This window comes from Dolichospermum sp. DET69 (genome assembly GCA_017355425.1).
Classification (GTDB): Bacteria; Cyanobacteriota; Cyanobacteriia; order Cyanobacteriales; family Nostocaceae; genus Dolichospermum.
This window is the reverse complement of the sequence record CP070233.1, coordinates 3,358,057-3,382,031: the sequence shown is the minus strand read 5'-3', so window position 1 is coordinate 3,382,031 and position 23,975 is coordinate 3,358,057. Positions and strand designations below refer to the sequence as shown.

The 23,975-nt window shown below is 35.6% G+C and carries 21 protein-coding genes; 13 read left to right on the top strand and 8 right to left on the bottom strand.

Annotation, left to right across the window (positions count from 1 at the left end; all coding sequences use genetic code 11):
- Positions 1–2 precede the first annotated feature (2 nt).
- Both EZY12_15430 and EZY12_15425 read right to left on the bottom strand, forming a co-directional pair.
- Complete coding sequence (locus tag EZY12_15430) at positions 3–500, bottom strand: DUF29 domain-containing protein (protein ID QSX66221.1); 498 nt, start codon at positions 498–500, stop codon at positions 3–5.
- Between the two features lie 39 nt (positions 501–539).
- Positions 540–1,505 (bottom strand): glycosyltransferase, encoded by a 966-nt coding sequence (locus tag EZY12_15425; GenBank protein ID QSX66220.1) that lies wholly within the window; start codon positions 1,503–1,505, stop codon positions 540–542.
- Between the two features lie 110 nt (positions 1,506–1,615).
- Between EZY12_15425 and EZY12_15420 the strand changes: the two genes are divergently transcribed.
- Positions 1,616–2,815 (top strand): argininosuccinate synthase, encoded by a 1,200-nt coding sequence (locus tag EZY12_15420; protein ID QSX66219.1) that lies wholly within the window; start codon positions 1,616–1,618, stop codon positions 2,813–2,815.
- A gap of 61 nt (positions 2,816–2,876) precedes the next feature.
- Here the strand turns inward: EZY12_15420 and EZY12_15415 are convergent, their stop codons facing one another.
- The gene (locus EZY12_15415; protein QSX66218.1) at positions 2,877–3,506 is read right to left on the bottom strand and encodes a DedA family protein; all 630 of its coding nucleotides are present in this window, start codon (positions 3,504–3,506) and stop codon (positions 2,877–2,879) included.
- 345 nt (positions 3,507–3,851) lie between these two features.
- On the opposite strand from EZY12_15415, the gene EZY12_15410 reads away from it, so the two are divergent.
- Complete coding sequence (locus EZY12_15410) at positions 3,852–4,211, top strand: STAS domain-containing protein (protein ID QSX66217.1); 360 nt, start codon at positions 3,852–3,854, stop codon at positions 4,209–4,211.
- A 501-nt stretch (positions 4,212–4,712) separates the two neighbouring features.
- Here EZY12_15410 and ruvB read toward each other — a convergent pair.
- Positions 4,713–5,810 carry a Holliday junction branch migration DNA helicase RuvB gene (gene ruvB, locus EZY12_15405; GenBank protein ID QSX66216.1) on the bottom strand — a complete coding sequence of 366 codons (1,098 nt, stop codon included), beginning with the start codon at positions 5,808–5,810 and terminating at the stop codon, positions 4,713–4,715.
- Positions 5,811–6,562: 752 nt separating this feature from the next.
- Here ruvB and hisF point away from each other — a divergent pair.
- The 6 genes from hisF (at position 6,563) to EZY12_15375 (ending at position 12,233) form a co-directional block, all read left to right on the top strand.
- Positions 6,563–7,336 (top strand): imidazole glycerol phosphate synthase subunit HisF, encoded by a 774-nt coding sequence (gene hisF / locus EZY12_15400; protein QSX66215.1) that lies wholly within the window; start codon positions 6,563–6,565, stop codon positions 7,334–7,336.
- 103 nt (positions 7,337–7,439) lie between these two features.
- On the top strand, positions 7,440–7,631 hold the full coding sequence (locus EZY12_15395; protein ID QSX66214.1) for a hypothetical protein: 192 nt from the start codon (positions 7,440–7,442) through the stop codon (positions 7,629–7,631).
- Positions 7,632–7,880: 249 nt separating this feature from the next.
- Positions 7,881–8,567, top strand: a complete 687-nt coding sequence (locus tag EZY12_15390) for a hypothetical protein (protein QSX66213.1) — start codon at positions 7,881–7,883, stop codon at positions 8,565–8,567.
- Positions 8,568–8,815: 248 nt separating this feature from the next.
- Entirely contained in the window at positions 8,816–9,928 is a 1,113-nt protein-coding gene (locus tag EZY12_15385; protein ID QSX66212.1) for an RRXRR domain-containing protein, read from the top strand.
- Between the two features lie 63 nt (positions 9,929–9,991).
- Positions 9,992–10,759 carry a DUF1350 family protein gene (locus EZY12_15380; GenBank protein ID QSX66211.1) on the top strand — a complete coding sequence of 256 codons (768 nt, stop codon included), beginning with the start codon at positions 9,992–9,994 and terminating at the stop codon, positions 10,757–10,759.
- A gap of 337 nt (positions 10,760–11,096) precedes the next feature.
- Positions 11,097–12,233: a SpoIIE family protein phosphatase gene (locus EZY12_15375; GenBank protein ID QSX66210.1), complete on the top strand. Its 1,137-nt coding sequence runs from the start codon at positions 11,097–11,099 to the stop codon at positions 12,231–12,233.
- Here EZY12_15375 and EZY12_15370 read toward each other — a convergent pair whose 3' ends face one another.
- From EZY12_15370 to EZY12_15355, 4 genes are all read right to left on the bottom strand, one after another.
- A complete protein-coding gene (locus EZY12_15370) occupies positions 12,234–12,560 on the bottom strand; it encodes an STAS domain-containing protein (GenBank protein QSX66209.1) in 327 nt (108 codons plus the stop codon).
- Between the two features lie 174 nt (positions 12,561–12,734).
- The gene (locus EZY12_15365; protein QSX66208.1) at positions 12,735–13,412 is read right to left on the bottom strand and encodes a helix-turn-helix domain-containing protein; all 678 of its coding nucleotides are present in this window, start codon (positions 13,410–13,412) and stop codon (positions 12,735–12,737) included.
- Between the two features lie 109 nt (positions 13,413–13,521).
- Positions 13,522–14,130: a hypothetical protein gene (locus tag EZY12_15360; GenBank protein QSX66207.1), complete on the bottom strand. Its 609-nt coding sequence runs from the start codon at positions 14,128–14,130 to the stop codon at positions 13,522–13,524.
- 252 nt (positions 14,131–14,382) lie between these two features.
- Positions 14,383–14,895, bottom strand: coding sequence for a hypothetical protein (locus tag EZY12_15355; protein QSX66206.1), 513 nt, complete (start codon positions 14,893–14,895; stop codon positions 14,383–14,385).
- Between the two features lie 491 nt (positions 14,896–15,386).
- Between EZY12_15355 and EZY12_15350 the strand changes: the two genes are divergently transcribed.
- The 5 genes from EZY12_15350 to cas10d all read left to right on the top strand — a co-directional run bounded on the left by EZY12_15350 (position 15,387) and on the right by cas10d (position 23,943).
- Positions 15,387–16,421, top strand: a complete 1,035-nt coding sequence (locus EZY12_15350; GenBank protein ID QSX66205.1) for a tetratricopeptide repeat protein — start codon at positions 15,387–15,389, stop codon at positions 16,419–16,421.
- Between the two features lie 273 nt (positions 16,422–16,694).
- Entirely contained in the window at positions 16,695–18,911 is a 2,217-nt protein-coding gene (gene cas3, locus EZY12_15345) for a type I-D CRISPR-associated helicase Cas3' (GenBank protein QSX66204.1), read from the top strand.
- 261 nt (positions 18,912–19,172) lie between these two features.
- Entirely contained in the window at positions 19,173–19,418 is a 246-nt protein-coding gene (locus EZY12_15340) for a hypothetical protein (GenBank protein ID QSX66203.1), read from the top strand.
- 12 nt (positions 19,419–19,430) lie between these two features.
- The gene (locus EZY12_15335) at positions 19,431–20,450 is read left to right on the top strand and encodes a DUF1016 family protein (GenBank protein ID QSX66202.1); all 1,020 of its coding nucleotides are present in this window, start codon (positions 19,431–19,433) and stop codon (positions 20,448–20,450) included.
- Positions 20,451–20,466: 16 nt separating this feature from the next.
- Positions 20,467–23,943 (top strand): type I-D CRISPR-associated protein Cas10d/Csc3, encoded by a 3,477-nt coding sequence (gene cas10d / locus EZY12_15330; protein ID QSX66201.1) that lies wholly within the window; start codon positions 20,467–20,469, stop codon positions 23,941–23,943.
- Positions 23,944–23,975 lie beyond the last annotated feature (32 nt).

The window sequence follows — 23,975 nt, the reverse complement described above, 5'->3', positions numbered from 1 at the left end:
TATTATCCGATTAAATCATCACTTGTCGGTAAACCAGGATAAAAACTTTCATTCATCACATCTTCCCATGAATATAAACACTGTTCTGGAAAACTTGCAAAAGGTAAATTAGTTTCACTCACTGCTAAATCTCTACCATTTTGATATGCTTCTGTAATTGCTTCTACAACATAAGAACCTAGACTAGGATTATCATTAAGTAACTTTAAAATATCCCGTCTTTGAATTCTCATAGTTGCTAACCAACTTCGACTACGTTTATTTGGTTGATATTCCCACTTCAATAAATGACCAAGTAAAATACTAAGACGATTTCTTAATTCTTGACGTTCTCTTCTTCCCAAAGATTCAATCTCCTCAACCAAATTGACAACATCAATCTGACTCCATTGTTTATGAAGCAATACATTAATCTGTTGTTGAGTCCAAGCGTAAAAATCACTTTCATAAAGATTGTCACTCTCTTGTAACTGCGTTTTTTTTACTTGCGGCGTTTGCATAATCAAACCATCCTATAGAGGAATCAGGAGTGAAAGTATTTATTTATCCTGCATTTCAGCATAAGCTGCATAAACACCCTTGACATTGTACCAATTCAAAAAAATCCGCGCAATTTCCAAAGCCAATTGTGGCTTACCTAAATCAATCAACCATTGCAAAAACGGCGACATAGTTCTTTCATTCAACAACCCATTTAAAGAAAGAATCCCCCACAGCAAACGATGAAACCAAGTCATTTGAATCATCATTTTCACTTCCCAAGTAGGATGTTTTTGATAAAACAAAACTCCCATGCGTCCGCGTTGAATTTCCTGATCAATTAACTTAGGAATTTGCTGTAAACTAAAAGGTGGATGCCAATGATAACCAACAGCTTCAGGACATTTAATTAATTGCAAACCTAATTTTTTTAACCTGACACCTAACTCTAAATCTTCCCAACCATAAAGTTGAAAACCATTATCAAATAATCCAGCTTCTTCTAACCAATGTTTAGGAATAGCTACATTACCAGTAGCAAAGAAAGCCGCAGAAAAATCTGTGATTTTATAAGGTTCAGCAGTGGGATTGGCAAAATTACAAGTATTAATTACCGCACCGTAAGTAAAAAAGCGATCGCTTCCTAACGTCTCTCTTCCCTGTAGCAAAGCATTTGTATGAGCTTGCAGGAAATTAGATAAAACCACTAAATCACTATCAATAAAAATAATTATGTCACCTTGCGCTTTTTCTACCCCTAAATTTCGCGCCGCAGCCGGTCCTGCATGATTCTGTTCAAAACAGCGGACATGAGGAAACTCATCTTTATTTGCTGTTAACCAATTTAAAGTGCCATCAGTAGAACCATCATCTACTAATACAACTTCATAATCTTCTATATAGTTTTTGTTGCTTAACTCCTGTGACTCTAAAGCGCGGAGACACTTTTCTAAAATTGGTAAGCGGTTATAAGTTGGAATTACAATACTAAAAAACACAGTTTCACCCAAAAAACTATTACCCATATTTAGGATAAAACAAATATGTCAAAGTCACTGTTGCATAAAAAAAACATCCGCTAGACAAGTCAGATATAATAATGACTCATTCTTTGTTTTCCTAAGTGGAGAAACTAATGGGTCGCGCCAAAAAGGTTGTTTTAGCATATTCTGGTGGAGTTGATACTTCTGTTTGTATTCCCTACTTAAAGAAAGAGTGGGGAGTAGAAGAGATAATTACCCTAGCCGCAGATTTAGGTCAGGGAGATGAATTAGAACCAGTTCGAGAAAAAGCCCTGAAATCGGGTGCAAGTGAATCCTTGGTAGTGGATGTTAAGGATATCTTTGTTAAAGACTACGCATTTCCCGCAATTCAAGCTAACGCCCTCTATGAAAATCGCTATCCTTTAGGAACAGCCCTGGCTCGGCCTTTGATTGCTAAGATTTTAGTAGAAGCCGCTGCAAAATATGGTGCAGATGCGATCGCTCACGGTTGTACAGGCAAAGGTAACGACCAAGTACGTTTTGATGTATCCTGTACGGCACTCAATCCCAACCTGAAAATCCTTGCCCCAGCCAGAGAATGGGGAATGAGTCGGGAACAAACCATTGCTTATGGTGAGCAATTTGGTATTCCTGCACCAGTAAAAAAATCCTCTCCCTTCAGTATAGATAAAAACTTACTTGGTCGCAGTATTGAAGCTGGTTCCTTAGAAGATCCAGCAAATGAGCCACCAGAAGAAATCTATGAAATGACCAAAGCCATAGCTGATACTCCCAACGAGCCGGAATATCTAGAAATTGGCTTTCAAAAAGGGCTGCCTACAACCATCAACGGTACATCAAAAAATCCAGTTGAGTTAATTGAACAACTCAATAAAATCGTTGGTAATCATGGGATTGGGCGGATTGACATGATTGAAAACCGCTTAGTAGGTATTAAATCACGGGAAATCTACGAATCACCAGCAATGGTAGTTCTAATTAATGCTCACCGTGACTTAGAAAGCTTGACTTTAACAGCGGATGTCAGTCAATACAAACGAGGCATAGAAGAAACTTATACCAAATTAGTCTATAACGGACTTTGGTACAGTCCCCTCAAAACTGCTTTAGATGCTTTTATTCAACAAACACAAGAGAGAGTTTCTGGTGTAGTCCGCTTAAAACTTTTCAAAGGTAACGCCATCATCGTTGGTCGTTGGAGTGATAATTCCCTATACACCCCTGATTTAGCCACCTACGGCGCAGAAGATCAATTTGATCACAAAGCTGCGGAAGGCTTTATTTACGTTTGGGGATTACCTACACGCATTTGGGCGCAAGGCAACAAGTAATTAGGTGATTGGTGATTGGTAATAGGTAATAGGTGATTACCCATTACCCATTACCCATTACCTATTCTTCAGTTTGTTCCTTAACTTCGCGGGACTCCAACCAAATTGGTACAGCAATCACAGCAACCAAAATAAGTAACGCCAAAATTGCAAATTTACTTACCCAAGCCACCAATTGTTCAAGGGAAATTATTCTCCCTGCAAAGAAAGCTAAAGTCACCATGACACTACCCCAAACAGTCGCTCCAGCTACGTTGTAAATCAGGAACTTGCCAAAAGGCATTTCCGCTATACCCGCAAGTGGTGAAGCAAAAATTCGCAATAATGCAAAAAAGCGACCAAAAAATACAGCTTTAGCAGCGTTTTCAGTAAATTGCTCTTTAATACTCAATAATCGTACTTCTGAAATGCGGAAAATCTTTCCAGCTTTTAGCAGAAAAGGCCAACCACCCACTCTCCCAATCCAATAGCCGCAATTACCACCAATTACAGCACCTCCAACAGCATTAGCAAGAACCAGCCAGTAATTTAATTCATTGCTACCAGCCAGGAAACCACCAACAATAGTTACGGTTTCACCAGGAAGAGGAATACCCAAATTTTCTAGCAAGATTCCCAAGAAAATTGCTAAATAACCATAATTATGAGCAATTTCTTGGATGTTTTCTAGTGAAAGTAGCTCAAAAGACATCCAGCACCACCGAGTTTACAAATTTTTACCTTTACCATATCTTTGCTTGCTTTTGGCTAGGCTGTCAATTAAACCGCAACCACAACTTATGAGTTTTGAGTTTAAGATAGACAATAGTTGACATAATGATAAGTTTGTTACCGAAATTAGCGGTAAACTATGCTTATACTAGAAAGACATATCAACAAATTATACGACATAAATACTGAAAAAACTTTGCTCAACTGCACTGCTATTAATTTCCATAACTTTGCGAAAATAGTCTTTATGCGGTTGAATTATAAACAGTACAGTATTGATGTCAATGTCCTCTTTCTTTTGTGTTTTAAATAATCGGTTAAATTTATGACTCTTACACAAGAACGCCAAGTAATTTTGTTCAAACCCCAAGGTAGCATAGACCTGGATAGTGGTACAGTCTTGAGCGAGCAGATGGCTGAAATAGAACCTCAGCATCACCAACTCTGGGTTATAGATTTAGCAGCAGTGGATTTCATGGATAGTTCGGGATTAGTCCCCCTCGTCAAAGCCCTGACATCGGCGCGTCAAAGTGGTTGTCGGTTAGTTCTTTGCAATGTCAAAGCTCCAGTAAAATTGATTTTGGAACTTACCCAACTTGATTCAGTATTTGAAATTTTTCCAAGTTATGAAGATATTTTCGCTCCTGTTCCAGAACAACAGCTATTATTAGCAACTGGAATGTAGAGAAGCTAGAATAATTATTTATAAGAGCATCCGGTAAGCGTAAAACTCAGTGGCTTGGCTCCCTGAGATATAAGCGACACGAGGGATTTTAATCCCTGTGGTATGTTACAATTAAATTGTGAGTAAGAACAAAAAACATCTATGTGTTGAAGCATCCTAGTCTGGAGAAACCCCGGCTCATAAGAAACAACGGTTAGGTTCAAGCCCTAACGGCAGTATGACTTAAAAGAGCGAGTAATGGCAGAGTGTGGAGCGTACCAAGTCTTGGCTTAGTGATGGATTCACAAAAACAATAAAAGTAAGCGCAATTTCAACACCTTGATTGGCAGTTGTTTTGAGCGTCTAGGCGGCGTTTGGCGGTCGCAGCGAGATTAGATTAAACTGAACTCTTAATCTAATTCTGTCAGTAGAATCTCAGTGGCTGTCTTCCCTGAGAGTGTCAATTTATTTTAGATCCCGGACTTCTTCAAGAAGTCAGGGATCTGATATATATCTGTTTGCTTATAATAATGATAGCTGCTCATTAGGTGGTTTAAAACCCATGTGTTGATAGGCTGCTTTAGTGGCTATTCTTCCCCTAGGTGTGCGACTTAAATAACCTATTTGCATTAAATATGGTTCATAAACTTCTTCAATAGTTTGGGTGTCTTCTCCCGTGGTAGCAGCGATAGTTTCTAAACCTACAGGACCACCATTAAAGTTTTCAATAATCACAGTGAGCATTTTTCTATCTGTCCAATCTAAACCACAAGGATCAACTTGATATAGTTCTAATGCTTCTGCTGCAACAATTTTATTGATTTCTGTAAAAGATTTTACTTCCGCATAATCACGGACTCTTTTTAGTAATCTATTTGCAATTCTGGGTGTTCCCCGCGACCGTTTAGCTATTTCTATAGCCCCATCGGGGTTAACTGTGGTTTGTAAAAAGTCAGCGGTGCGAAGTACAATTTGGGTGAGTTCTTCCACTTCATAAAAGCGCAACTTCTGAATTAAGCCAAAGCGATCGCGCAATGGAGAAGTTAAAGCCCCGACGCGGGTTGTTGCCCCGACTAAGGTAAATTTAGATAAAGGTATACTTCTAATTTTGGCGCTGGAACCTTTACCCACTGTAATATCTAAGCGATAATCTTCCATTGCTGGATAGAGAATTTCCTCAGTCATTCGTGATAACCGATGGATTTCATCTATAAATAACACATCCCCTGGTTTCAGGTTTACCAATAACCCCAGGATATCCCGTGGCCGTTCTAATGCTGGAGCGCTGGTAATTTTGCAACTTACCCCCATTTCTGAGGCTAAAATCATGGCCATTGTGGTTTTACCTAAACCTGGTGGTCCATACAACAGCAAATGATCCATGACTTCATTTCTAGACTTGGCTGCTTTAATGGCTATATCTAAAACGTCTTTTAAATCCTTTTGTCCAATGTAATCAGCAAATTTTTGCGGACGAATACTCTCTTCTGGTTTACCTTGTTCATGAATAGCAGCTTCTGATTGTAACAGATTTTCGGGGGGTGCTTTGGCTAATTCCCGTTGCTGTTTGGGTTCTCCGTTGGGTTCTGGAGGCTGTTTTTTAGAGGAGATAATCGCCATAATTTTCAGAAATTCACAAGTTCAAAAGTAGTGGTTTCGCACCGATACACCGTTACAGCAGTCAGGATGTTAAACCATTATAGGATATTTGACCTGAGTTAATTAAATACAGATATTTTGTCTGATAGCGAAGCGTGGCGTTAGCCGGGTTGGTATCAATCTTCGATATAGGCAATTTAAAATTTTTTCCATAAATCTGGTAATTTTGCGGATTTTAACTTAGGAAACTAACAATACTGATTAGTCATAAATATTGTTAATATATTTTCGCTTAAAATTCTATTATCTTAATATAATGTTCGTCTTGACAAAACCCTTCATCTATTTGTCCTTTCTTGTCATAAAACCTCGCGGTATGCGGGAAACTCAGTGGCTTTAGCCGGTGAGAGGGAAGCGACACGAGTGAATTTATTCACTGTGGTATTTAAATGCTGATTTTTGAATGGATATAATCCCGGGAACCAGCAAACCCGTTCAAGTCCCCTCGCCCAACTAATCCAAAATGTCTTGTCTTTAACCAACGACTTAACAAACAGTCTTGCAGATAATCCGATAGCGTAGCGTGGCGTAAGCCATACTGGGGAAGTATTCGGAAGTGCGGATCAGGATTAGTCTCAATGGGCTAGTCGCTGCTTGTGTTGTAAAGTTTGTTCTTTACAAGCTCAATCCCTTTAGGGTTGAGTCAGTGACCTATTTCCCAATTACCCTTACAATTTAATTTCCTAGCAATTACCGGGAGCGAAAAAGTCGTTATGTTGTCTAAAAGAATCTTACCTTGTCTAGATGTCAAGGCTGGTAGAGTTGTGAAAGGAATTAATTTTATTGATCTCAAGGATGCAGGTGATCCTGTAGAACTGGCCAAGGTTTACAATGAAGCCGGTGCAGATGAGTTAGTGTTTCTGGATATTACGGCTACTCATGAAGACAGAGGGACGATTATTGATGTAGTTTACCGGACTGCTGAACAGGTCTTCATTCCACTCACTGTGGGTGGTGGGATTCAATCCTTAGAAAATGTTAAAGATTTATTACGCGCCGGGGCTGATAAGGTTAGTATTAATTCGGCAGCAGTGAGAAATCCAGATTTAATCAATCAAGCAAGCGATCGCTTTGGGAACCAGTGTATTGTTGTGGCTATTGATGCTAGACGTAGACTTGATCCTGAAAATCCTGGCTGGGATGTGTATGTTCGCGGTGGTAGAGAAAATACTGGTATTGATGCTCTATGGTGGGCTGAAGAAGTGACAAGAAGAGGGGCTGGAGAATTGTTAGTTACAAGTATGGACGCTGATGGAACTCAAGCTGGTTATGATTTGGAGTTGACAAAAGCGATCGCTAATGCTGTGGAAATTCCCGTAATTGCTTCTGGGGGTGCAGGAAATTGTGAACATATTCACACTGCTTTAACGGAAGGTAAAGCCGAAGCTGCACTTTTAGCGTCTTTGTTACATTTTGGGAAACTAAGTGTAGCACAAATTAAAAATTATTTGCAAGAGCGCAATGTTCCTGTCCGTCTTCCTAGTTGATATTTAATCCAGCGGCCAACTACATCTATTGAATGAAGATAAAACACAGTTATCCCAAACGGTGTTAAGATAAGGGTACTTCTATGAAGAAATATTAAGAAATATGTTAATTCCTATTTTAATCTTTGATGTAGCACTTGTAGCATGGTCGCTACACCTAATGGAAAAAGCGTATGAGCATAAAGAATTTTCTTTTATGCTGGCTGGTATACTAGTAGCATTAGCCGCAGCCGCAATGCTAGTAGTTTACTTTTTGATGGGACACTGTATAAGTTATTTAATAAAAATGTCTTAGTATGAATAGAGGTAATAGGTAATAGGTAATATTTTTAATTCCTTCTTTCCCCTTACAACTGACAACTGACAACTAACAACTGACAACTAACAACTAACAACTGACAACTGACAACTAACAACTGACAACTAACAACTGACAACTAACAACTGACAACTGACCACTGACAATTGACAACTGACAACTGACAATTGACAACTGACTTGTTATATTAGACTAAATCAAGAGTATGTTAAGGATTTAGCAACTGTGCGAGATGATTTACAGGGATTGGATATTAGTCATGATCAACTTCAAGACTCGACTAACTTACCTGTTCATAATAAATTAATAATTATTACGGATATCATTCAGGAATTTGGCAGAAAGTTGCTAAAAAAAACCCAACAAACAGAAACTCCAACTGTGGTTTTTGCTGGACTTGCTATTTCTGTTTGTACATACCTGTTATTAAAACTATCATCTTGGACATCATTGATTATCTTTGTTTTGTGGGTAAGTGGAATCATCCAAATGGGATTATATTTACTATGGCAGGGAAAAAGTAAGTTTCTCAAGCAAAATATGACAAATTCTTTGCGGATTTTACTCAATGATGTGGAAAGATATAATTCCGTGATTAAAGCTATAGATATTAATGACCAAATTGAGGATGTTGGTAACTTAGGGGTAGGTATACAAGAAAGAGAAAAAGTATTGATAGCACTGGAACTAACTAGAAATGATTTAATCCGGGCTTTAAAAACAGAGAAAATTTTACGAGAAAATAAAAGTTTTATTATCACAAATTCTGATTTATTTACCAATAATTTAGCCGCTTTGGCATCAATGCAAGTGACTGAAAAAGCCACGGAACATGGTAGATTATTAAATGAAGCCTTGCAAATTTCCCTAGATGTGCAACGGGAAATGAAAAATTTGCAAAGTCAGAGTTAAAATTAATACGTAATATCTATAAAACTTTTGAGGTCAATAACCCCACCTTGAAGAAGGATGGGGCTTGTAATTAACAAAAATTACGTGTTTGACTAGCCCATTTGAGACTAATCCTGACACGCACTTCCAAATACTTCCCCAGTTTGGATTATCTGCAAGACTATTTGTTTAGTCGTTGGGTTGAGCCAAGACATTTTGGATTAGTTGGGCGAGGGGACTTGTACTTTGACTCCAAGGATTATCTCTTTATGCGAGTACCAGTAATTTCAGTAGACAATGTTCCATTAATGCCAACAAAACCTAGTCGCGCTAGACGTTGGATTAAAACTGGTATTGCAATTGGTAAATTTAATAAGTTAGGTATTTTTTATGTCCAGTTAATAGCTGAACCATCTCACACAAAAGCTCAAGAAATCGTCATTGGATTAGACCCAGGAAAAATATTTTCTGGCATAGCAGTTCAATCTGAAAAATACACACTACAAATGTTGCACCTAGTTCTTCCATTCAAAACAGTCAAAGACAGAATGGAGCAAAGAGCTATGATGAGACGTGGAAGACGTGGAAGACGAATTAATCGGAAATTATCATTCAGTAAACGTAGCCATCGTCAAGTTAGATTTGATAATCGTCGGGGTTCTAAACTTCCTCCAAGCATTCGAGCTAACAAAGACCTAGAATATAGAGTAATAATTTTATTGTGTGAAATCTACCCAGTAAAAACAATTGTCATTGAAGAGGTTGAGGCAAGAGGAAACAAGAGTTTTAGTCCAGTAATGGTAGGTCAAAGATATCAAATTGATCGATTATCTGAACTAGCAAAAGTAGAATTAAGGAAAGGATGGGAAACATCGAATCTTCGTAAATACTTAGGTTTATACAAAGAAAAATCCGATAAGTCTCTACAAATTCCAGAAACTCATGCGGTTGATGCAGTTACTTTAGCTTGTTCACAGTTTGTTGAATACAAAATATGGGAAGGAACAAAAACTCATGGTGCGTCTTGGATAGGTAACGTCACTATTACTGGGTCGCAATTTACTATTTTGCGTCGTCCTCCAATTAGTCGTAGGCAACTACATTTAATGGTTTTCTCTTCATCTGGGAATAGACGTAAATATGGTGGAACTACTACGAGGCATGGATTTAGAAAAGGTGATTTTGTGGAAGCTACCCAAGGACAAAAAACATTTTTTGGTTGGGTTAGTGGAGACACGGAAAAACAAGTTTCAGTTAGTGATTCCAACTGGAAACGATTAGGACAATGTACAGCTAAAAAAGTCCGATTGATTAAGCGAAACACGGGTTTAATCGTGTTGTCAACTCGGAGAATGTTTAATCTAACGGCATCGAGCCATTAAATTAAACGCACTATCCCTCCCCACCCTGCTTCGCTGAGGATGGGGTATCTCGCGGAAAACAAGATGAACTGGAAAGAAATTAGAGGTAACTGGGTACTTATTCCCCGCAATCCTATCGGTATTATCCATTTTTTGGGTGGTGCTTTTGTCGCTACTTTACCACATTTAACTTATCGGTGGTTGCTGGAAAATCTAGCTGAACAAGGATATTTGATTATTGCGACACCTTTTGTGAATACATTAGATCATACAGCGATCGCTAAATCTGTACTACTGAAATTTGAATATACTCTCTTAAGTTTACAAGACTCTGGAGAACTCCGTAAACTTTACCTTCCTATCTATGGAGTAGGGCATAGTATGGGTTGTAAACTACATTTACTCATTGGTAGTCTTTTTTCTGTGCAACGGGCTGGTAATATTTTAATATCCTTTAATAACTTTGCTGCTAATGAAGCCATACCTTTAGTAGAACAGTTAAACTCTCAATTAGACATTGAATTTGAATTTACACCCACACCCACAGAAACTAATCAAATAGTAGAGGAAAGCTATCAGATTCGGCGGAATTTATTAATAAGATTTAAGAAAGATAATCTAGATCAATCAGCAAACCTCAGGATAATTTTACAAGAACTCTTTCCTGATATGGTGACAACAAAAACTTTATCAGGAAATCATACCACACCTTTAGGACAAGATGTAAAATGGCAACCAGGAAGTTCTTTTAGTCCTTTTGATGCTTTAGGACAATGGTTAAAACAAGAAGTCTATCGAGATTTAAATCAATTAAAACAAGTTATGCTGTTTTGGTTAAATCCCCTTTCTTAAAGAAAATTTATATGTATTTAGGTAAAAATTCAGGAGTCACCGAGTCACCGAGTCAGGAGAAAAAAAGAAGATTTGATGTAGAATTATGGCAATTTATTCTAATTTCGTGTTTCCTTCGCTCCTGATTTCTTCTCTTCTATTGTATTTATTCTGACTCAGTGACTCCTTTGCTCCTGAATCCTTATGTATTTAAACTGTGATTATATTCTATTTCTGGTGGGCAATGCCCACCCTACATTACTGAGATTTTTTTAAATATCATTAATGATTTCTATCAAGAAAAAAATTGCTTCTTTGGGTGAAAAGACACTCACTAAATCATAGATTAATTGATCCCATGTTTGAAATACTAATTATAGATGATGACCGCTCCGTCCAAATATTTCTCAAAAGAATCTTAGAAAAACAAGGTTATGAAGTTATTACTGCAAGTACGGGAGAGGAAGGAATTTTAAGAACCCTAGATTCACCTCCAGCCCTAATTATATGTGATTGGATTATGCCTGGTTTAAGTGGGATAGAAGTATGTAGTCTCATTAAAAAAGATCCCAGATTATCTACCACATTTTTTATTTTATTAACGTCTCTAGATTCAGTTGATAATCGAGTTAAGGGATTAGATGCCGGTGCTGATGATTTTATCATCAAACCTATTGAACAAAATGAACTCCAAGCAAGAGTCAGAGCCGGTTTACGTCTTCATCAATTAAGTCAGGATTTACATACTCAAAAGCAGCTTTTAGAAACAGAATTAACCGAAGCCACAGAATATGTAAAATCCCTTTTACCCCTACCTTTGAATAAACCTCTGAGTATCAAGTTTCAGTTTTTGCCATCACGACAACTTGGTGGAGATTGTTTTGACTATAATTGGCTTGATCCTGATTCTTTAGCTATTTACTTACTAGACGCTGCTGGACATGGACTCAAAGCCACCCTACCCTCTATTTCTGTATTAAACCTCTTACGTTCTCGCGCTCTCAAAGATTTAAATTACTATCAACCGAGTGAGGTATTAGCAGCTTTAAACACTACCTTTCAAATGAATTATGAAAATGATAAATATTTTACGATTTGGTATGGAGTTTATAATCGAGTTAGCCGTCAATTAAAATACTCTAGTGCTGGACATCCACCAGCAATTATCCTCTCTGGCACCTCTCCGACTAATACAGAAGTAAAAAGATTAAAAACTCCAGGAATGCCTGTAGGGATGTTTCCTGAAGCTAAATATGTTGATGCCTATTGTCAAGTTGAAAAATCTAGCACCCTTTATATTTTTAGTGATGGTGCTTATGAAATTACTCAATCAAATGGTACTCTTTGGAGTTTAGAAGGTTTAATTCAAATTCTAATTAGCTTACAGTATTCTGTTGATAACCAACTTGATTATATACTGGATTACCTAATTAACTTAAACTCCAAAGAGACATTTGAGGATGATTTATCTATCCTTCAAGTCAAGTTTGATTAATCAAACAGCAGAAAGCAAAAGATTTTCAAATGCTTCTTGACTAGGAATGATTGTAAATATACTATCCATACCAGTTAATTCAAATAACATCCTAACCTGCTCATTAATCGAACAAATAAACATCTTTGTATCAGCTTCTTGTAAAGTTTTAAATGCTAAAACTAATGTACCCAATCCAGAACTATCCATAAATGTAACACCTTGGCAATCAAGCAACACAATTTTGATTCCACTTGTAATCGCTTCTTTAATAGTTTCTTGAAAACCCTGGGACGTAATGGCATTAAAGCTTTCACTAAGTGCAATCACTTTCACCTGATTATTCATAATATGCTAATCCTGACTTATTTAAGAATGTTCTAATTTTGATTTTATTAGTATATCCTAACATTGAATTATATAAAGATATTTGGTACACAAAAATATTGAGTCATCTTTCATGAAAAATTCACTAAAGTTGCTCAGAAACAAAATTGCAAACTTTAATAGTTTCTGGTACATTTAGTGCCTTTCTATGGGACTTACCCTAGCTCGATATAAAAGCTGATCATATTGCATATAGCCTGTATAACGGACTTTAACCATCTCTCCTTGTTGTGCTGTTCCCTCCAATAATTGATGAAATTGGGGATTATAGGGAATTTCTGCACCTACAGAAGCGATCGCTTGCACATCCCAAGTCTCTAATAATATCTCTAGAGGTTTATCTACCAAAGGTAATATTTTTACTGCTGCTAACTGGTGATCTTCCCTGGCTCTATGTGCTGCCGTTGGCCATTGTAGTAGCAAAGATTCCAATATTTGTAAACTTGACCGCTGAAACTCCTGTTTTAATACTTCCCGTTGTTGTCCCATGGACAACGTTATTCGCTCATACTCAACTTGTAAATCTTTGATTTGCTTTAATAAGTCTATATTTTGGTTAAAAAGTTGAGTTTTGTTTAAGCCTGAAGATAAACCGCCAAAGCTGAAAGTTTCTACCAAATCCGGACAAGATATCTGTAAAACCTCTGCTAGTTTTACTAATACCTCAAGCCGCATTTTGCCAATTTTTCCCCTTCGCAACTGTAAAATTTGCCACTGGGAAACACCAGCAGCATGACTTAAAGATTTAAAACTAGCACAACCTACTCTTTGCATTAGCTCTTGCAAATTTTTGGTAAAGTCGGGTTGCTCCATAAAATAAGAGGTATAAAGCACTGTTAGCCATTATACCCCTTTGAGCATCAATCTATAAATAAGTATTTGATTTGGTGATGTTAAAAAAAATACCTTTTTGGCAATCAATCTACTGGTAATTAAAAATGCGACTGGGATAAACCCTAAAAGAATTGAAAAAATTAGCTGCTTCTGTGGTTAATTCATCCGAAGTTCTCGCTACAATCAGATAGATTCGTCGTCTAACTACATATCCTTGATATTGTCCTTGACTACCATCAGAATGTTGTATCAGTAATTCAATTCCTGGATATCCTTCAATTACCATATTCGTGCTTTTTACAACCTTACCTTTCATATCAATATTTTGTCGCAAAGCAGTTTGTAAGACTTCTCTAATGTCTTCTGAACTCAAAGAATCAATATCTAGAGGTACGTCTTTATGAACGATCATATAAACTGTTTTAGTTGTTGTATTTATCGTCATCAATCTGTCATTTTTATTCTCCAAAACCTCTCCAGGCATTTGAATTTTAAAATCCCGTTTTGGTCCCCAATATTCGTCATCTCTGGCAATTTGAATAGGAGGTTTTACAGGAATTTTATTGATTGTATTCCATTCTGATTTAGTCTCATATTTTCCTGAGTTTACTAATGCAAATACTGGGTTTTGTACTGACAAAGATGTTAGTGTAATTAGAGAAACTATAATTGCCTTTAAGCTAGAATGAAATTTCATAGTTCATTGCTCCTGATAGTTACATATTATCGCTTAGAAAAATTTGCCAATTGCTAATAATGCAGTAATTTTAAGATATCCCACTTTCTTTTTATGTCTTGTAAATAAATTACTCGACGATGCAAGAAGTTGAACAATTTGGTTAGACAAGACTACCAATATTGTCCTGCTGGGACTCTAAAAGCTGCATATTTCCATTCACGTTTATTGTTCATAATTTCCTTTAATGTGGAATGATTTTTTTTCTAAATTTTATTTAACAGCCTCTACATCAACAGATGAACACTGTTCTGCATAATCACAAGTAAAAGCTGCTAATAAACCATCAGGCTGAACTGAAAACAAAAAATTATCAGCAACATAAGTAGGATGAGGAATAGAAGTTCCAACATAAACAGGGTTAGATCCTAATAAAATTAATCCTCGTGATGAAGACATTAGTTTCATTACTTCATCTATAGTCGCTTTCTTTCTCACATTAGGATCAAAGTAACTAACTCTTAAAGCTCCGTAATACCCTTCCATAATCAGATAACCTTTATAAACAATTCCATTGACACTGAATGTTAATTTCCATGATCCATAAAGAGGATAAGTTGCTTCTGTTAATTGGGCAATTTTCATTGATGAAGATGGAGTAATCAGTTGAGAATTATTAATGTTAGGTGCTTTAATTGAAGCATTTTTAGCATCTACTGATTTAACGCTAAATAATCCCAACCCGAAAATTAATACCAAAACTGAAAAAATTGATTGGTAATTCATATCTTTTGCTTCTCATTTGTATGAAACAATCCAAGTTTTGATTAAAATAAGACAACACAGATGTAATTTACAGAGATGGTATATAGTCTTGTGTCACAAAAACGACTGATTTTATCATAGCAACTTCAACTACGAGTGTGACACATTTACTTACAGGTGTCAAGTCCATTAGACTAATTCATCTTGCGGTAGCACCTATACATCGATCACCAGTATCTAACAAAAATCATTAATGTAGGACTTACGCACTGTACAAATGAATCATGATATGGGTTCAGCAAAATATCTTATTTCCGGCTGCTACTAATTCTATTTTTACCGATATATCAACCGTTAGGTAGGGATTTAGCAGTGCTAAACCCCTACAATAAACGTGGTCTTTACAGCCATACATATTTGATATTTCTTGTTTATTCGTAAGTCCTATAGTGTTAAAATTCTGTAAAATAGTCACGGATGTGAATTGAATAACTATGCTATTAAGAAGCGAAATGAATCAAAAAGAGTTTGAGCGCGTATTCAATAACCTGACAGATAGACGCAAAGAAGTATTGCAAAAGATACTAGCAGGTGTAACAGATGGAGATATAGCTGAATCCATGGGCATTGGAGAAGCATCTGTGAGAAAATATATTGAAAGAATATGTTATGAATTTGGACTAAATAATGAACCTAGTGATAACCGTCGTTACAAACGCTCAGAACTAGTGGCACTATTTGCTAAATATAAACCTGAATTACTGACGGGAAAGCAAGCTCCATTTACAAAAAAAATAGAAGCAGAACCAGATAGATACAATGTAAATGTTATCGAATATATCTTAAATCTGCTATCCATTAATGAGTCCAAATTAGAAAATTTCAAACAGTTGCTAAGTAGGATTAATTTAATTCCTCAAGAAAGGAAAGAAATTGCTAAATCTCTTAATTTTATAGGACATAGACACTATCTAAATCATGATTTTGCAAATGCTATATCGCATCTGGAATTAGCAATTGAATTTAACCCAAATCATGGACCTACTCACTATAATTTAGGATCAGCTTATGAAAAATTAGACGATTTAGAAAGAGCTTGTCATCATTATCAAATTGCTATTAAATATCAAAATCGGGCTGCTGATGCTGCTATTAATAACTTAGCTCGATTGCAAATTCTCCAGGGAAACAGTGCAGAGGCTGTGACAATGATTGAACAAATTTTACCAAAGGTGAAAGATCCAATAGTTAAACTAACATTACACAAAAATCTTGCTTGGGCATATTTTCAGCAAAATGATTATGAACAAGCAAAACACCATTTACTCGTCTGTCTGAAATTGGAAGATAATTACGCTCCGGCTTATTGTTTATTAGCACAAGTGCAAGCAGCAGAGGGAAAACAACAAGATTCTATAGTATCATGGCAAAATTTTCTCAAATTTTATTCTCAGGATCAACAACTTAAAAAAGTCAGTTGGAAGTTACCAGAATTGGAAGTTTGGAAAATGGAAGCAATGAGAATTGTTAAGCAATACTATTGCTAAATTACGAGGGTGAGATGATAATGCTTTAACCATGAACTCCCGTTTCTCACTCTTGCTTGGCAAAAACAATCAGCCTTAAAAATTGCTTAAAGGTTTCCGACAAGGATTTTTTAAATGTATTGACGGGGTAGATAAGGGTTTTAGATTCTAAATTACCTTTTCCTCGAAACGCTTATGTATGCTTACTTTTGCCGTTTTTGCCAAAAATTATCAAGGCTCTTATTTTGGCAACAGTATTGATAGTGCGAGAAATTAAAATCAGTTATTGAGGGTATGTCAGAAAATTACAGTATTAAACTCAAAGCTGTTTATTCTCAAACAGTCCCCACACCTGATGGGGTTAAGTTACCAGATAATTGGTCTTTATCTTGGCATCAAGTAGAGACTTTAAAAGCCTTGCGCGATCCAAATATTGACGTAGTTTTCAACACTGCAATAACAGGTGATGGTAAAAGTTTAGCTGGATATCTAGACATTTTACAAAGACATTCTCCTGTTTTGGGGTTATATCCTACAAATGAACTTGCTAGAGATCAAGAGAAACAAATTAGGGGATATATTGAGAAGTTTAAACCTGAACATGAACCCCGTGTTAATCGTTTAAGTGGACAAGAATTAGAAATTTATGCTGAAGAAGAAAACTTAAAAAAAGGAGTAGCTTTAGAAACTCGCGCTGCACAATCTGAAATTTTACTTACCAACCCTGATATTTTTCACTATCTTCATTATGGTGCATATTTACTGTACAAAGATAATCCTGATAAACTCTGGAATAGAATAGATAAACGTTTTAATGTTATCATATTTGATGAATTTCATGTATTTCAATCTCCACAAATTGCCAGCGTAATTAACACAATGTTGTTAATTCGTCGTACCAATAGGCGTAAAAAGTTTTTATTTCTTTCTGCTACACCCAATTCCCAGTTAATTGAGAAACTTAAAGCGGCTGATTTTCGCTGTCATGAAATTAACCCACTAGAAGAGAAAAAATATTACTTTCCCAATAGCATTGATGAATTTCAGCAGCTAAAAAAACAAGATTTGCGAAAAGTAGTCGGGGAAATATTATTACAGTTTGTTAGTTTAGAATCTACACCTAAAACTTCTGAAACTTGGTTAAAAGATAATGCAGAATTGATATTAAATCATTTACGACAGCATCCAGGTAGCAAAGGTGCAATTATTCTTAATTCCATTGCTGCTGTAAAACGGTTAACAGAGTTTTTCACAACTTTTCTGAAAACGTATAATTTTACAGTTGAAGAAAATACTGGGTTATCTGGTAAGAAAACAAAAGAAAAATCTTTTGATGCTGATTTAGTTTTAGGAACTAGCACTATTGATGTTGGTGTAGATTTCAAAATCAACTTTTTGTTTTTTGAATCAGCAGATGCGGGTAATTTTATCCAGCGTTTAGGTAGACTGGGAAGACATGATAGTTATGAAAGGGATGGAAAGCAGATTAATTTTAATGAATTTACTGCTTATGCACTTGTTCCAGATTTTTTAGTGAAAAGGCTTTTTGAAAAAGATGAAAATCATGAAGCACCACCTTTGAAATTAGGTGAAGTTTATGAACGTCCATTTTTTCATGAACAAATTAGATATAAATACCGCAAAATCAATGATTTTACAGGTTATTACTTTAAGTGGGGAGTTGTTCAATCTATGCGACTGGTTCGACAGTTGGGACATCCTAATATTAAACAACAATATGCAGCAGGTAGTCAGGAAGCACTTAAGAAAGATTGCGAGATAGTTTTTGGTACTGACAAAAGAAAAGCCAATCTTAAAGCCGCGTTTGTCCGTAGTAAAGAATGGGAAGAAAAATGGCACGAACTTTCAGGAAAAGATAAAGGAAATCCTATTTTAGAAGAAGCTGTGAGTTTTCGCGGTAAAAGTTCTTTATTGTGCGGAATTTATGACACTACAGAACCAAATGAAACTGATAAATTCAAAACCTACGATTTACCAGGGATTCTCAGCAACTTAGAAATTGAACCAATCACAGCTACAGAATTTGAACGTCGTCGCAAAGAAATTTCAGAACGCACAGATACAGCCATTCCCAAAAGTAGATTTAAAGAATGTCTAGGGTTTATGAAATTAATTCGCTATCGTGAAGAAAGACTAGATTGGAAATTTACTTATCCTGGGGATTTAAAACCTTTTGCTGATACTTGGGATGTACAAGTATTATTAGATATTCAAGTTTGGCAACCTGCAAATTATTGGATTAGTGAAATTAACAAACAATTGAAAAAACAGGCATTAGTTAGTTATGTATTGCCTTTTCCTGTGGAAAGAGTACGTCAGCAAGGAAAATTACCCATGCACTTTCAGATTTACCCTATTAGTGACCAGTATAGTGTTTTAGATAATACACCTCCATACTGTATCGCCTTTGGGCAGTCTGCACTATTGCTAGACACCCTGACACATTGGTTTAAGAGTAAAGGGGATGAGATATGGATAGCGCAGTGTTGATATCCCTAATAGGGGTTCGCTGCTTTGTGAGCAGGGTAGAGTCAGCATCAGTGAATGATGAGTCTGTGTTTCAATCCCTAATGGGTTTATTTTGACCCTACGAACTAAGGATAGCATGAAAATTTGATTTATTTTATTTATGGTCACAGAATCATTATTCACAGATATTTTGTTAAAAAAATTTTTTGACTAAAATTTACTGGTCTAAATAAAAAGAATATGCTAGGCTCTAAGTAATCCTTTAAAGCAGGACAAACTTAGATGCAAAGCCATAACACTGACCCCTTAGACCAATTGCGTTATGTCATCAATAATCTAATTGATCGAATTAAAGCGCAGCAACAGCATAACCTCATTCAAGACAATCGAATCTCAGAGCATGACAGTCGGATTGAAGAAATGGAGGAATCAATGAACTTATTCTTCAGAAAAATTGGTCAATTTGATTATCTAATTGGTAGAAATCAGGAACTAGAAGAAAAAAATAATTTTGACTGGAAAGATTGAAATATTGTCATTATGAGTAATTCCATTTCTGACGAATACACACATCTACTTATGGAAGTACAACAACGGATTCGGTCAGCCCAGTATGAAGCATTAAAGGCAGTTAATCGGGAAATGATTAACTTGTATTGGGATATTGGGCAGATAATTGTCATTAAACAAGAGGACGCTATTTGGGGTAAATCAGTAGTAGAAAAATTAGCAAAAGACTTACAAACAGAGTTTCCTGGTATTAGTGGTTTTTCTGCTCGCAATATCTGGAATATGCGGAATTTTTACGTCACATATAGCCAAAATGAAAAACTGCAACCATTGGTTGCAGAAATTGGATGGACTCATAATATAGTCATTTTAGAAAAGTGTAAAGATGACTTAGAACGAGAGTTTTATATTAGAATGACTCGAAAATTCGGATGGACAAAAAATGTTTTAATTCACCAAATTGAAAATCAAACTTATGAAAAAACTCTGCTTAATCAAACTAATTTTGATCAAAATATTTCAGTAGAGATACGTAACCAGTTAAAACTTGCAGTTAAGGATGAATATACCTTTGATTTTTTAGAATTAGCAGATGAACACAGCGAACGACAGCTAGAAGAGTCAATTTTAGCAAAAATTCAACCATTCTTACAAGAAATGGGTGGTATATTTGCCTTTATTGGTAGTCAATATCGCTTAGAAGTTGATGATGAAGAATATTTTATAGATATCCTATTGTATCATCGGCGTTTAAAGTGTTTGGTAGCAATAGAATTAAAAATTGGTAAATTTTTACCTGAATATGTGGGCAAAATGCAGTTTTATTTAGCCGTTTTAGATAACACGGTAAAACTACCAGAGGAAAATCCTTCTATTGGTATTATTCTTTGTAAATCCAAACAGAGAACTATTGTTGAATATGCACTGAAGGAATCTAATAAACCAATTGGTGTGGCAACTTACCAAATAGTTTCTAAATTACCACAAGAACTAAAAAATCAACTTCCAGATCCAGAACAAGTTGCTAAATTATTAGAAGGATTTGAATAAATATTAGGTGCAGAAAATGGCTAAAAAAAGTAAAGAATCAAATGATCATCAACAATTATCACTTTTAGAAGTGGAAATAACTGATGATTCAAACCCTGAATTATCAGATGATGATTGGATGTCTGGGGATGATTCTGATTTTGAATATACATCTAATCTAAAAGTTGAAACAAAATCAGGAGCAATACTCACACTCAAGTTACTGCAAAATGCAATTAAATCAGAAAATAATCATGATTTAATAATGCAAGAATTTAGTGATTACATTTTACCTAATCTTTTACGGGTAGCAATTGGAGTCACAGCTAAAGGTGGTAAATTTTTTGATTACCTCGATAAAAAGAAACAAGAAGAAATAGAAAATTACCATCAAAATAATTTAGGAGGAAATCAAAAATTAAAAGAACCGAAAAAAATTGATCGTAGAAATGCAGGTGATCAATCCCTAAATACTCATTTACTCAATGGGTTACTACCAGCTAATTTAATAGAACGTCGTCTAAAGAAACTTGATACAACTGCAAGAAGAGTTATTCAAGAACAAGAAAGGCGACTATTAATTGCTGGGTTTATTCTCCATGATTTTGAAAAATTTGATTATCGGCTATTTCTAAAAATGCCAGATAAATATAAAGCAATTTGTCAAGATAGAGAACAAGACATTCGTAAATTATCTGTAGATGAACATAGGGAAATTATAGATGTGATGGTTTGCGAATTAGGAATTGATAAATTTGTCAGTCCTGATGAACCAGACGCATGGCTAGAATATCGAGATGATTTGTTATTCATTGCCTATAATGCCCAGCGTCGGAATGATACAAATCTCAATCTTTCTGAGTATGGGTTACACCCATTAATTGATGATAATATCCTGATATGTCTTGCTGATTTAACTTGTTTAGCTGATTTACTTTCTTCAATTATCAAACATCCTCAAGATGCGGAAAATCAGACATTAAATGGAATTCTTCACAGTCTCAGTGATGGTAAATTGAAATTCACCTATCATCACATTGCAGAAAATAGAGGCGTTTTAACCAACGTTGTTAATAATGCTGTAATTCAAGCTCACACTAACTTAAATACTGCTGAAAATACATATTATCAACCGTTATTATATCTACCAACAGGGGTAATTTATCTAGCGTTACGGGATGCTCCTCCTATTTCACCTGAAACTTTACCAGATTTGGTAGTTAATAAAATTAAATCCCTTTGTGCAGGTCAATTAAAACTCAGACAAACGGGATTTGGTAGAGATGGTAAAGGGATGAAATATGCCGAATATTACAACCTATTTTTTGAATCTCCTGCTTTAATGCAAGTGGCTTTAGATGCGACTTTACGCATTCTCAATACTAATAAACCTTCTGTTGCTAAAAGTCGTAGTGAGAATTTAGTGAAGTTCCAAAAACAGAATGTTTTATCTCCTGATTATGATTTTAAGTTTGATGATAGTATCCGTATTGATCAAATTGCCGAATTTGGAGATTTAATTACTCGCAAAATTTGGGATGAAATAGTTAATAAAATTGAAGCTGAAAGGAAGAAAGATAAAAAATTACCAGAAGTTCCAAATTTTGATTTAACTCACAAAGTCGCGGAATTTTGGAATTTAACAGAATATTTACCGCAGGTTCGAGAAATTCAACGCATTAATGAAAGTTTGAAAGAACAAAAACTGAAAGGTAATACAGGAGGTGTACCTTATGAATGGTATTATCTAGCGGCTAAATATTTAGAAAAACACCCAGGTATTGAAGATGTCCGCGAAAATTGTCAACAGGTAATTTATTACTTAACAGATTTAATTTCCCCAATTCTGGCACAGTATCAATTACCTGATGGTTGGGATGATTTAAGGTTGTGGGTATCAAGAGTTGTCATGTTACCTCATACCAATAAACTAACATCTGTCACCACGGAAATTGATAATTTTATCAATGAGTTGACTAATTATAATGCTGCAAAAAAATCAGGGAGAGGTAAACAATTAATTTGCTCAATTTCTCATTCAGCTTATACTGTCACTGAACAGATGGAATCAGCAGTTTTATTTACACCTCAAGTTTATACAAATAAACAAATGTTAGGAGGTTCTAACGCTAAACGCAATATTTCTAGTATTGCGGGTGTAGAGATGATGCTGAGACAAATTCTCATGAATCAAACTCAAGCTGTAGGAAAAAGATTTGAAGATGGGAAATATCGCTATCTCTATTTTTATCCAACTTATTACTTTACCCCAGAAACTAATAAGTTTTTACAAAAAGCTTACATGAACATTGCTCAAACTCGTTTTGATACTAGCATCCGTAATCATTTCATTAGTAAAGATTTACAGGTAGATTTAGGTAAAGAAAATTATCAAAGTGTCGATAGTTTCTTAATTGATGAAAATTTAGATAGTGAAAAAGACCGCACATTTAAACTTTCTTATCCTGAAGATCAGCCTTTAACATTTTACTTCATGGCTTTACCACCAGGAAGAGATAGCACTGATACAGAATCTTGGATAATGCCGAGTTGGTTAGCATTTGCTTTTCCGATGATTTTAGATGTGAAAACTGTAGTTTCTGAGTCTCCTATTCCCCCATTTAATGATGGTACAGAATTTGAAGAAACGGTATTTCTTGATAGTGCGCCTCATGCTTTCCGTACTTTGGTGAAAAGAGATAGATTTCGTCTTGATTATATCTTGGAAGGCTGGAAAGAGTACGGTATCCAATATCCTGCACCTTTAAATGTTTTAACTGCTGCTTATGCTATTCATTTAGATGTGAATGCTAGACAAGGAAAGACTGGTTATGATGCTAATTGGGGTAAATTTACTGAATTAGCAAAGGATTTTGAAACCAGTCCTCTTCATGTCTTTGCTTATCTTAATAAATGGGTGCGTAATCAAAAAGTTGAAACAGCAAGGATTGAAAAAATCAAACTTTACACCTATCATTTTTACCCTTGTTTTGACCCTTATGCAAAATTTGATTCAACTGAGGAGAAATTAATTGTGGAAGAAAAATCAACTTTGAATCATCCAAAGAAATTGACAGAACTTTATCGCCGTTTTTATCTGGCAAATAAAAAATTTAACCCTAAAGCTAATGCTGTTTTAAAACCCATTGATATTGCTGCGGAAACAATTCTTAATGCTGATTTAAGTGTATTTAATGGTGAAACTTTAATTATGGCTGTAGCAGGAAAGATTTTTAAACTAATGGAGCGGGTAAATTCTTCCACTGCTGAAGGACGTTGGGTATTTAAGCGTAATCAGAGAGAAGATGAAAGACAAGCTGTTTTAGAGTTTGCAAGGTATTTTGTAGAGGATGTTTTTGACGGTTGTTTTAAGAGCGATCGCGCCCGGTTAGCAGGCCGTCAATTGAATCTAATTCGAGATACCTGTGAATTTCTTTACCGTTTAGAAGATGATAAGGAAAATGCTGGAAAAGATGAAAAATCTAAATCTGAAGATGACGATAATCAACCGTAAATTTAAAATAGGGGTTCAGGAGTTCTAAACTC